Annotated in this window: 9 protein-coding genes; 7 read left to right on the forward strand and 2 right to left on the reverse strand. The window is 49.5% G+C overall.

Annotation, left to right across the window (positions count from 1 at the left end; translation table 11 throughout):
- The first annotated feature begins 148 nt into the window (after positions 1-148).
- A complete protein-coding gene (locus BMY09_RS14175) occupies positions 149-871 on the forward strand; it encodes a TorF family putative porin (protein ID WP_139203193.1) in 723 nt (240 codons plus the stop codon).
- A 113-nt stretch (positions 872-984) separates the two neighbouring features.
- Positions 985-2,067 (forward strand): polyamine ABC transporter substrate-binding protein, encoded by a 1,083-nt coding sequence (locus tag BMY09_RS14180; protein ID WP_091359547.1) that lies wholly within the window; start codon positions 985-987, stop codon positions 2,065-2,067.
- Between the two features lie 152 nt (positions 2,068-2,219).
- Here BMY09_RS14180 and BMY09_RS14185 read toward each other — a convergent pair whose 3' ends face one another.
- Positions 2,220-3,818: a sensor histidine kinase gene (locus tag BMY09_RS14185; RefSeq protein WP_245756594.1), complete on the reverse strand. Its 1,599-nt coding sequence runs from the start codon at positions 3,816-3,818 to the stop codon at positions 2,220-2,222.
- Positions 3,815-4,879: a TRAP transporter substrate-binding protein gene (locus tag BMY09_RS14190; RefSeq protein ID WP_091359552.1), complete on the reverse strand. Its 1,065-nt coding sequence runs from the start codon at positions 4,877-4,879 to the stop codon at positions 3,815-3,817. Before BMY09_RS14190 ends, BMY09_RS14185 begins: the two co-directional genes overlap by 4 nt.
- A gap of 227 nt (positions 4,880-5,106) precedes the next feature.
- On the opposite strand from BMY09_RS14190, the gene BMY09_RS14195 reads away from it, so the two are divergent.
- From BMY09_RS14195 to BMY09_RS14215, 5 genes are all read left to right on the forward strand, one after another.
- Positions 5,107-7,050 carry an ATP-binding protein gene (locus BMY09_RS14195; protein ID WP_091359556.1) on the forward strand — a complete coding sequence of 648 codons (1,944 nt, stop codon included), beginning with the start codon at positions 5,107-5,109 and terminating at the stop codon, positions 7,048-7,050.
- On the forward strand, positions 7,047-8,402 hold the full coding sequence (locus BMY09_RS14200) for a sigma-54-dependent transcriptional regulator (RefSeq protein WP_091359559.1): 1,356 nt from the start codon (positions 7,047-7,049) through the stop codon (positions 8,400-8,402). Before BMY09_RS14195 ends, BMY09_RS14200 begins: the two co-directional genes overlap by 4 nt.
- A 198-nt stretch (positions 8,403-8,600) precedes the next feature.
- Positions 8,601-9,581 carry a TRAP transporter substrate-binding protein gene (locus BMY09_RS14205; RefSeq protein WP_091359562.1) on the forward strand — a complete coding sequence of 327 codons (981 nt, stop codon included), beginning with the start codon at positions 8,601-8,603 and terminating at the stop codon, positions 9,579-9,581.
- A gap of 59 nt (positions 9,582-9,640) precedes the next feature.
- Positions 9,641-10,159 carry a TRAP transporter small permease gene (locus BMY09_RS14210; RefSeq protein ID WP_091359565.1) on the forward strand — a complete coding sequence of 173 codons (519 nt, stop codon included), beginning with the start codon at positions 9,641-9,643 and terminating at the stop codon, positions 10,157-10,159.
- A complete protein-coding gene (locus BMY09_RS14215) occupies positions 10,159-11,466 on the forward strand; it encodes a TRAP transporter large permease (RefSeq protein ID WP_175483547.1) in 1,308 nt (435 codons plus the stop codon). The genes BMY09_RS14210 and BMY09_RS14215 overlap by 1 nt, the downstream gene beginning before the upstream one ends.
- The last annotated feature ends 98 nt before the right edge of the window (positions 11,467-11,564 follow it).

Raw genomic sequence — 11,564 nt, forward strand, 5'->3', positions numbered from 1 at the left:
TTAGGTATAGATAATGATGGTTGATATAAATACTTATCGACGTAGATGGCACTATTTTTTACAACTAATGAAATAGGGGTATACCGGAGAAAAAGAATCTCTGAAATGATGGTTGCATACTAAAAAAAATGACAAACGTGAGGGTGACATGAAAAATTTTAAATCAATTGCAGCTATCGGTTTAAGTCTTCTTTCGGTGTCGGGTCTGGCTCGGGCAGATCTGGGTGCCAATGTTTCAGTATTGAGTGAATGGCGTAACCGTGGTGTCTCTATGACCAATGAATCGCTTGCCATTCAGGGGGGGATTGACTGGTTTAACCAGAGCGGTTTGTTCGCCAGCATCTGGGCCAGTAATGTTGATTTCTTTCCGACCGGACACCCTTTTGATGATGGTGCAACGGTAGAGCTTGATCTGCTGGCGGGTTATGCCGGTGCGATCAACGACGATATATCCTATGATGCCATCCTCTTCTACTATCAATATCCGGGTGATGAGGTTGATCAGGACTTCGCTGAGCTGAAACTGGGGCTTAATTACAATGGTTTTCGCTTAGGTTATGAGCATGCACCTGACTACATTAATTCAGGCAAGGCGTATCAGTATCTCTACCTGAACTACCAGACAGAGATTGTTGAGAGTGTGGGGCTGGAACTGCATGTAGGTTCTTCGTTTGGTGAGGTGTTTGACGACCCAACGACGCTGATGCTGGATAAATACAGAGATTATTCAGTGGGAATCACCAAGAGCTTCAGCGGTGTTGATATGAAGCTGGCCTATGTGAACACGGATATCTCCAGCACCTATGCGGTTGATAGTGGCCACATGGCGAATCAGGACGCCCTGGTGTTCTCCATTTCTAAATCATTCTAATGCGATAGTTTTGTCAGGGCTGTTGTATAATCCCCTTCATACAATAGCCACTGATAACTTTCTGAGTTTTAGCAACTCTAAAAGAAAACATATTATAAGTTTCAGAGGATGTTATGCGAATAAATAAAAAGATTCTCTCGCTGTGCCTGCTGACCGCTTCATGTTCAGTCAGTGCTGCTCAGGTTAATGTTTATAACTGGTTTGGTTATATACCGGAAGATTCTCTGCAGGTTTTCAGAGATACGTCGAAAACTGAACTGAATTATGATGTTTATGAAAGTAATGAAATACTTGAAACTAAACTGCTATCTGGCGGTTCCCGCTATGACCTTGTGGTGCCTTCGGCGAACTTTATGGAACGTCAGATAAAAACCGGTATTTATCAGAAAATTGATCGATCAAAAATACCCAACTATAACAAGCTTGATCCGGTTATTTTAAAGAAGGTTGAAGCCTACGATCCTGGTAATCAATACAGCGTTCCCTACGCCTGGGGAAGTGTTGGTGTGGGTTACAACGTGAAAATGATTAAGGAGCGTTTAGGCGAAATACCAGAGAATACCTTTGATATGGTATTCGACCCTGAAGTGTCAGGCAAACTGAAAGATTGTGGCATCGCAGTGATCGATTCGCCGGCTGAAGCGATGGCAATGGCGTTGCATTATCTGGGGCTGGATCCTAACTCTGAAGACAAAGGTGACCTGAAAAAAGCGGAGGCGATGGTCAGGGCTGTCAGAGGCAATTATAAATATTTCCATAATGGCTCATACCGCGATGATCTGGCCAATGGTGATATCTGTGTGGCACTGGGTTACAACGGCATCATTCTGGCGGGTAATGCAATCGCTAAGTCGATCGATCCTGATCGTGAGATCGCTTACTCGATCCCTAATATTGGCTCACTGATCTGGTTTGATGTGATGGCGATTCCGGCTGATGCACCTAATTCTGATGGGGCCCATGAGTTCATCAACTTTATCCTGGAGCCCAAGATCGGTTCATCTATCTCTAATATGGTGAAGTATGCAGTGCCAAACCTCGGTGCGAATGAGTATGTCGAACCGGAGATATTTAACGATCCGGGTATCTACCCATCAGATGAGGTGAAAGAAACATTGTTTGCCTTGCAAGCACATACTCAGAAGTTTGATCGTATCCTCAACCGGGCCTGGACCAATATCAAGACTAACCGGTAATTAAAACGGCCCTTGTAATACCTCTGGTGTTCGAGGGCCTGATCTTCTCCTTTTTTGTTATTAAGTTTTATTGCGGCAACATTTGCCAGTGACTTGTTCACTGGCTTTTTTTATTTCTGATTACCTTTTTGATCCGTGATTTGCCGCAGCGGTTAATCAACAGAAACAGGCCCGGGCATCAGCGGCAGGTCGATGTGAAAGTGTGCGCCCTTATCACTCGGCAGAGATTCTATATGTCCCTGCAGTAGCTGACTCACCAGGTTATATACGATATGCATACCCAGACCGCTGCAGCCCTGGTTTCGCCTGGTGGTCATAAAGGGTTCAAACAGTTTGGTGTGCCAGCCATCGGTTATGCCCACCCCGTTGTCCCGGTAGTCGATAGCGATCCGTTTACCATCGGACTTGACCTCAATCGCTATTTTGCCGCCGGACTGATTGTCAAAGCCATGCAGTAATGAGTTGAGTATCAGGTTGGTAAAAATCTGATAAAAACCGCCCGGGTAACTGTTTAACATCAGTTGATCAGGCCCCAGCACTGTTATTTCCGGATTGCACTGTTTCAGCTTAGGTTTCAGTGAGCGCTGTATCTCGTCAAGGTACTGGATCAGGTCGAACGCTCGGCGCTGCTCACTCGCCTGATCAACGGAGACCTGCTTAAAAGCACTGATCAACTGGGCCGCCCGCTCAAGGTTTTCACAGATCAACTGGCTGGTTTCAACCGCCGTGCCGGCCAGCGAATTATCCGGGTGCTGCTGTTGGTACAGGTTAGCCTGATCCGCGAGAAAAGAGGCGGCGGTATAGCCGATGCCAATCGGCGTATTAATCTCATGGGCGACGCCGGCAACTAAGCTCCCCAATGCCGCCAGTTTTTTCGATTCAACCAGCTGTTGCTGGGTTTCCTGCAGTTTGAGCAGCGTGGCACGCAGTTCTTCGTTGCTCTGTTCCAGCGCCTGGGTCCGTTCAGATACCCGCTGTTCCAACTCGGCGTTTAAACGTGCCAGTGAACGCTCGGCATCTTCCCGTTTACCCATATCGATCAGCATCGATTGACGCATGTGGTTCATCGAGTTGACCACCTGACTGAGCTCATCCTCTTTTGCCTGGGGCTTTCGCTTCAGAATCAGGGGGTTGTCCAACTGGTCGAGCCTGAGCCGTCGGGCATAGTCCGCCATGGTGCTGAGGTGGCGGGTTACCAACTGATTGAACAGGGTGAGGATAAAGATCGATACGAGGAAAGTTTTGATCCCCTGAGAGGCGAGAATCAGCAGCACTTTATCCGCCAGACGCCGATAGACCTCATCCAGACTGACGATCAGGGTCAACTGGCCGACATTAACCGGGGCATTGGTTTTATCGCTGTATTCCAATGGGAAGTGACGTTCAACTGTGGCGCCCTGTCTGGGCTTATTGCCTGCGCTGTAGTGATTGCCAAACTGAGAGGTTACTTCCAGATAGCGAATATCCGGAAGCTGAAGTAAACCATCCAGCTGCACCTGAATCTGTGTCGGGCTAATCTCCCATAAGCTGTTGGCAAGACTGTTCAGCGAGCTGGCTTCTATCTGTTGCAAACGCTCATCGATAGCGGATCGTTCATAGCGGTAATCGAGCCAGAGCTGAGTACCGGTGGCGATCAGGGTGATGATCGAACTATAGAGCAGTATGGAGGTGAGTAGCCTGATGCCGATGGGCTTCTGGCTATAAAGATCTTTAAACCTCTGGATCAGATTCATTCTATTCAATTGATTCACTGAGATCGGGCCTCAGCTCTTAAACCAAGGATCTTGCCGACGCTACGATTCCAGTTTGCAGCACATTCAGGGCCGCATCGTTCTGTCCATCTCGGTAAAATCACATCTTTTGCAATCTGGTCACGAATCGCCAGATCTTTCTCAGAGGGCTCTACCAGCACCATATTGCCGATTTCGCCAATAGGACAGGGGCCTGAACTCAGGCATGCCAGGGCTTTATCGTCTTCTTTGGCTGTTTCCTGCCACATCTGTTCGGTCAGAATGGCGATCTCTTTTTCAAGCAGCTGTTTCTGTGCCTCACTCAGGCGGTTCCATTTATCTATATTCATCGCGCCAAATGCCAGCCCCCAGCCGACCCGAAGCGTAAACCCATAAGGCATCTCTTTGTATAATTCAGCGTTATAGGCAGACATGGTTCCGGTAATGATACAGTCCAGCGTATTCTGAGAGAGTGCGTCAGGCACATCCTGATAGGGCATGTTGACTGGAATAGCCCCTGCGCCTTCAACAAAATCAGCAAGTGTCCTCAGAAACACCCGGATACGGCGTCCCTGCAACTCTTCAATGGTATTGACGGGTTGTTTGCACCAGATCATCTGACTGGGGAAGGGATAGAGGATCATCAGTCTGGCATTATATTTCTCGGCGAAAGCGCGCTCCAGGGTTGGAAAGTAGGCATCAGCAACGCGTCTTTGTACAGCGATATTCTGTACCAGCGATGAAAGATCAGCGCCTTCGAAAATTTCGCTTTCCTCCTCCATCGCATAGCCGGGTAAACCAAAGGCAAAATCAAATACGCCATTCTTCAGCAGGCGCATAATTTCAAAACCCCTGAGGCCCAGTTCGTCCTGTGGTTTAATCTCACCGACAATCTCTCCGCCGGAGACATCGGCGATATGCTGGTTCCAGAAAGGGCCTTCATGTTTTGGATAGTTGTGAAAATATCCCCAGGTGCCGACAGCCTTGATAATAATCGTATCGTTGGCAACGGCCAGGCTGCTAATGGTTGTGGTGAGCAGACCAAGTAACAGGGCGATCATGCAATTTTTATTGGTTTTCATAAATACCAGCGTTTTGATTCTCTGGTTAAATTATCAATGAGTTACCGAGAGTAGCCTATTATTATAGCGGTTGACTATAACCTACGGCTTAACATGGGTGACAGTCGGCAGGTGATCGCTCGGCAGTCACAGTAGCAGAAGACCAATTGAGTATACTAACGGGGTGATTGTTAATTATCCGCTGAAGTCGCTATCATTCTGAATCGGTTTATCATGGCGTCCTTTTTATGAAAAATGGTTATAAGTTAGGGATTCGTGGACGTTTTTTTATTGCGTTTGGTGTGCTGAGTGCATTAACGCTGGTCGCTACTATGATTAGCTGGATCTCCTATAACCGATTGGGCGATGAACTCAATAGCCTTATCAAAGGTAATATCCAGACCCTTAGCCTGATCTCTGAATTAAAAGAGGAGGGCACGAAGATAACTTTGCTGGCGCCTACCCTGTTAGCGGCAAAGGATGAGAACAGTCGTGAACAGATATGGACTGAACTCACCAGTGGCATCGGGGGGATGAGAGGGCTGTTGCCGAAAATTACGGCGATCACTACGGATCTTCAGGGGCAGCATCAATCCCTGGAACAGATTAAATCATTAGAGCTGACTCTGGCTGAACTTGATCGTTATGTGCGTCAGAATTTTGAGGTTCAGCGACTTAAAGTATCTGAAAATCAACGATTAAGGTGGGCCGGAGCCAACTTCTTAGCTGAGATAAAATCGGTAACAGAGAGGGCGCAGCTCTATCTTTTTAGCCGGATCAATGAGGATTACCCCGACGCCTGGGCGGTCCAAAATTACTCAGGAAATGATTCGGTCAGTGAGATCAATGCTGACCTGCAGCGGCTCTACCGGATCGAAGCGGATGTCAATTTGCTGACAAATCTGGTGGACCGCGCAGGGCATCTGCCCGACCTTAACTCTCTGATCGCCACACAACTCCATTCGGAGGATATTATTCAGCGAATCTTTCAGGATCTGCAGAAAGTAAACCCCTTATATGGTTTAGAGAGGCTTGAGAAGAGCGTCGGGAATATCGTGTCGCTGACCCGGGGGGAGGGGAATATCTTTTCCATTCGCAGCGAGGAGCGTCAGATTATATATAACGGCGAGGTGCTGCTGAGTCAGATACGTGAAGAGCTGAATCGTTTAAATGAGCTTATTGCGGTTCAGACGACTCAGACTGAAAACGCCGCGCAAAGCTCCGCTGATAATATTCGCGAGACTATTAAAAAGGGCCGGGTCTGGATGTTGCTGATGGTGGTGGTGAGTTTGCTGTTTACCATTCTCACGGTCTGGCTCTATGTTGGCCGGAATATGGTGGCAAGGATTACCAGTCTGGATGCCAGCATGCGCTCCATCGCCAATGGCAACCTTGATCAGCAGGTGGAAGTTAAAGGCAGTGACGAGATCGGGACGATGGCGCGGTCGCTGGTGAGCTTTCGGGATCAGTTGGCAACGCTGCAGGAGGAGTTGGTACAGGCCGGTAAACTGGCCGCTCTGGGACAGTTGTCAGCAGGTATCGCCCACGAGATTAATCAACCCCTGTCGGCCATTGGCCATTATTCGCATAACGGTATCCGTTTCCTCAAGCTGGGCAAGCTGGAAGAGGTGGAGAAGAATCTCAATCAGATCTCCAATCTGAAGAAACGAGCCGCCATTATTATTACCCGTCTGAAATCGTTAGCCCGGCCGCAAAAAGACAATCTGGTGGCTGTGGAACTGAAACAGGCGGTGGATAATGTCTTACTGATGCTTGAGGGCGATGAGGTCAGAAAACTGACCGATATACAGGTGACGTTTGAATCCCAACACAATCAGGTCAATGCGGATCCGGTTCAACTGGAACAGGTGATCCTTAATCTTGTCACCAATGCTCTGGATGCCATTAAGGAACAGCCGGATAAACAGATCAGGATAGCGTGTCAGCGTAATAAAGACTGGCTGGCGATCTATGTGAGGGATAACGGGCCGGGCATCAGCAGTGAGTTGCGTGAACAGATCTTCGAACCCTTCTTTACCACCAAGCGGCGGGGCCAGAGCCTCGGATTGGGCTTATCGATCTCGTATAACATTATCAATAGTTTTGGAGGCAAATTAAGCGTGGATCTTGAGGCAAAAAAAGGCGCGTCATTTTGTATTCAGTTACCAGAATTTCGGGGAAGTAAATCATGAGTTCATCGACCTGTAATGGCCAGGTAATCGTTATCGATGATGAAGAGATTGTGCGTGAATCAATGATTCAGACACTGCAGCTGGAAGGCTATGAGGCGGTAGGTTTTGAAAACCCCGTCACGGCGATTGCTGAGTGCTCTGTGGGCTGGCAGGGCGTGGTGATCTGTGATGTGCGGATGGATCGCATGGATGGACTTGAGGTGTTGCAGAAAATACTGGAGATCGATGCTGATATTCCAGTCATTATGTTCAGTGGCCATTCTGATATTGCTATCGCTGTTCAGGCTATACAGTTGGGTGCCTACGATTTTCTGGAAAAAAATGACGACCCCCAACACCACCTCAATACGGTTCAACGGGCCTGGAAAAAGCGTCAGTTGGTATTGGAAAATCGGAGTTTACGGCAGGCCGTTGAGGGACAACATGAGATCCATAACCGTCTGGTTGGACAGACTTCAGGGATCGTGCGGCTCAGGGAAACCGTGTTGCAGTTGGCACAGATTGATGTTGACCTGATTATCAATGGCGCCACCGGTACCGGTAAGGAAGTTGTCGCCAGGTGTCTGCATGACTTCAGCCCCCGGGCCAAAAAACCGTTTGTTGCGCTTAACTGTGGCGCATTGACCGAATCATTGATTGAAAGCGAGTTGTTTGGTCATGAAACGGGTGCGTTTACCGGGGCCAACAGCAAGCGTATTGGTAAGATAGAGTATGCCAGTGGGGGCACGCTGTTTCTGGATGAGATAGAGAGTATGCCTGCCTCTTTGCAGGTGCGCTTGCTCAGGGTCTTGCAGGAGCGGGTGTTGCAGCGGCTGGGGGGCAATGCTGATATCAGTATCGATATCCGGGTATTGGCGGCTTCCAAAGTGGATCTGCGCGAAGCGTCTGACGCAGGCACTTTCCGGGAAGACCTGTACTACCGGCTCAATGTTGCCAGTATTGATCTCCCCTGTCTGGATCAGCGCAAAGAGGATATTCCGGTTTTATTCAGCCACTTTGCCGATCTTGCAAGCCAGCGCTTTGGCCGTGAAAAACGCCCCGTACCTGAGACGCTGTTGAGAGAGCTGTGTGCTCAATCCTGGCCGGGGAATGTACGCGAGCTGCGCAATATCGCGGAGCGTTGGGTGCTGGGGCTGCCTTTTGGCAACAGCGTTGATACCTCTCCTGAAGACAGTGATGAAACGCTTGACCAACTGGTGGCCAGCTATGAAAGGGGCGTCATTGTTGCTGCACTTAAGGCAAACCGGGGGCAGGCAGAGCTGACCGCTGAAAAACTGGGCATCCCACGTAAAAAGCTCTATTTGCGAATGAAGAAGTATGGCATTGAGCGCGGTGACTTTATCGGCGAGTGAGTTAAAACTGACCCAGTGGTGGTGATGCTGCTGAGTCAGAATTAACCCGTGAACGAGTATCTATTAATAGTGGCTTTTTATTAAATTATTGAATTTTAAGTATTTATTTTATTCTCTGAGGGTTGGTACAGGGGTTGCAAAAGATAATGGTACTTAATGCCGTTGCTATTGTAAGAAACCTATACCTGGAGAATAAGAATGAAATTTTCGATAAAAAGCGCTGCAATCCTGCTTGCATCCGTTGTGACACTCGGCTCAGCCGGTATTGCATCGGCAGCGTCTCAGTGGCATATGCCAACCCCTTATGGCGATGCGAATCTACCAACCCAGATTGCCTATAAGTTTGCCGAAGAGATCAAAAACAACACCGCCGGGGATCTGGATATAGTGGTTCACTCCGGTGCTTCACTGATTAAACATCCGGAAATTCCCCGGGCAGTCAAAACCGGCCAGGTGCAGCTGGGGGAAGTGTTTATCGGGATTATGGGCAACACGCATCCGGTTTTTAAACACGATAACATTCCCTTCCTCGCAACCACCTATGACAGTGCGCAAAAGCTCTGGGAAGCGGCTAAACCCGAGCTAGAAAAGCAGCTTAACAAAGAGGGGATGATGTTGCTCTATAGCGTGCCGTGGCCGGCGCAGAGCCTGTATACCAAGGCTCCGGTTAACAGCCTGGCAGATCTGCAAGGGCTGAAGATGCGGGCTTATAGTCCTTCTACTTCCCGTCTGGCGGATCTGATGAACACCTCCCCTACCACTGTGCAGGTGCCGGAGATTCCGCAAGCGTTCAGTACCGGCATTATCGATGCGATGATCACTTCGCCTTCCACCGGGGTGAATGGTCAGGCCTGGGATTATCTGACTAATTACACCGACGTGCGTGCCTGGATTCCCAAAAACATGGTGGTGGTCAATAAACGTTCGTTCAAACGTCTGGATAAGAAGACTCAACAGGTGATTCTGGATGCTGCAGCCAATGCTGAGGCAAGCGGCTGGGCAGGGGTTCGGGGACAAGCGGCGGAAGATACGATGACGCTGGCTGAACACGGTATCACCGTGTCTGAACCCTCTCCTGAACTGATGGCCGAGCTGAATAAGATCGGTACCATCATGGTCGACGAGTGGAAAGCTGAAGCGCCTGAAGTTGAGACTATTCTGTCTACCTACTATCAGTAATCTTTAAGGTTGACAGGCCCTGCCATTCTGGCGGGGCCTGTCAGACACAGGAGATGAGTATGCGTTCTCTACTCAATAAGCTTTATCTGGCATCCGGCTATCTTTCAGGACTCTGCATCGTGCTGATAACACTGATTATCACCGCGCAAATTGTTGGCAGGCTGCTGGGCTTTATTGTGCCGTCTGCTGAAGACTTTTCCGGCTATGCGCTTGCTGCTGCAACCTTTTTTGGCCTTGCTTATACCTTCCGTGAGGGAGGACATATCCGGGTGACGCTGGTGATCCAGAAATGGAGAGAGGGAGCCCGCTATATTCAGGAGTTGCTGGTACTGATTGTGGCTCTGTTGCTAGTGAGTTTTATGTCGTTCTACTCGATCCATATGGTGTGGGAATCCTATATTTTTGAAGAGGTCTCTTCAGGTTATGTGTCGGTGCCCATCTGGATGCCTCAGGTACCGGTTGCTATGGGCATTGTGATGCTGAATATCGCTATTCTGGATGATCTGATTATGCAGTTAACAGGCAAAGTCCCCTCCTACAAAGTGCATGAAGGTGAGCTTCATCTGGAGGATGTGTGATGGATATAACCATTATAGGCGTTTCATTAGCCGTATTTATGCTATTTCTGCTGGCGCTGGGGTTCTGGGTGTCACTGGCACTGTTTGGTGTCGGGGTACTGGGCCTGTATATGTCCGGTAATGATCAGATCGGTTTGCTCTTTGCCACTTCAACCTGGGGTGCCAGCACCTCCTGGTCTCTGACCGCACTGCCGCTGTTTATCTGGATGGGAGAGATTCTGTTTCGTACCCGGCTTTCGGAGGATCTGTTTAAAGGTCTGTCTCCCTGGTTGAGTGGCCTGCCGGGCAAACTGTTGCATGTGAATGTACTCAGCTGCGGCATTTTTGCAGCGGTGTCCGGTTCTTCAGCCGCCACGGCTGCAACGATTGGCCGGATGACTTTGCCAGAACTGAAAGCGCAGGGTTACAGCGATCGCATGGCGGTGGGGACCCTGGCAGGATCGGGAACACTGGGTCTGCTGATCCCGCCGTCGATTATTTTGATCGTCTATGGGGTGGCGGCGGAGGTCTCCATTGGCCGTCTGTTTATCGCCGGAGCGCTGCCCGGACTGCTGCTGGTAACACTCTTTATGGGCTATACCATGATCTGGGCGCTGTTGAATAAAAATGAGCTGCCGCAGCATGATAAAACCCATGTTTCATTTGCTGCTAAGATAAAAGCGTTGCGTCTGTTGTTGCCTATTGTCTGTCTGATCGGCTTTGTGCTGGGGTCTATCTATGGTGGCTTTACGACCCCAACTGAAGCCGCTGCGCTGGGGGTTGTCGGGGCTCTGTTTCTGGCAGCGGTGAGTGGCTCTCTGGATACCCATAGCTTTACTGACAGCCTGACCGGTGCTGTGAAAAGTTCCTGCATGATCGGTCTGATTCTGGCCGGGGCTCACTTTCTCACACTGGCGATGGGTTTTCTGGGGATACCCCGGGCGCTGGCGGAGTGGATCGCACATATGTCGCTGTCGCCCGGTGTATTGCTGATCTGTCTGACGGTGCTGTTTGTTGCTTTGGGGTGCTTTCTGGATGGTATCTCTGTCGTGGTGCTGACGGTTGCGGTGGTACTGCCGATGGTGCAGCAGGCGGGCATCGATCTGCTTTGGTTTGGTATCTACATTGTACTGGTGGTTGAGATGTCTCAGATCACCCCACCGGTGGGATTCAACCTGTTCGTGATTCAGGCCTTAACGGGCAAAAATATTTTATATGTGGCGCGTGCGGCACTGCCGTTTTTCCTGCTGATCATGTTTGCGGTGCTGCTGATCTATCTGTTTCCTCAGATCGTCACCTATCTGCCAAGATCCATGAGTCAGGGATGACTCAGTGGTGCTTGGTTTGCGGCTGGATAACACGGCAGTTTAGCCGTGGACCGGGAGGCCGGTTTCTGCCGGCTTAGCAGCAACGGAAAGCTGCTGGA

The sequence above is a fragment of the Amphritea atlantica genome, from assembly GCF_900111095.1.
Classification (GTDB): domain Bacteria; phylum Pseudomonadota; class Gammaproteobacteria; order Pseudomonadales; family Balneatricaceae; genus Amphritea; species Amphritea atlantica.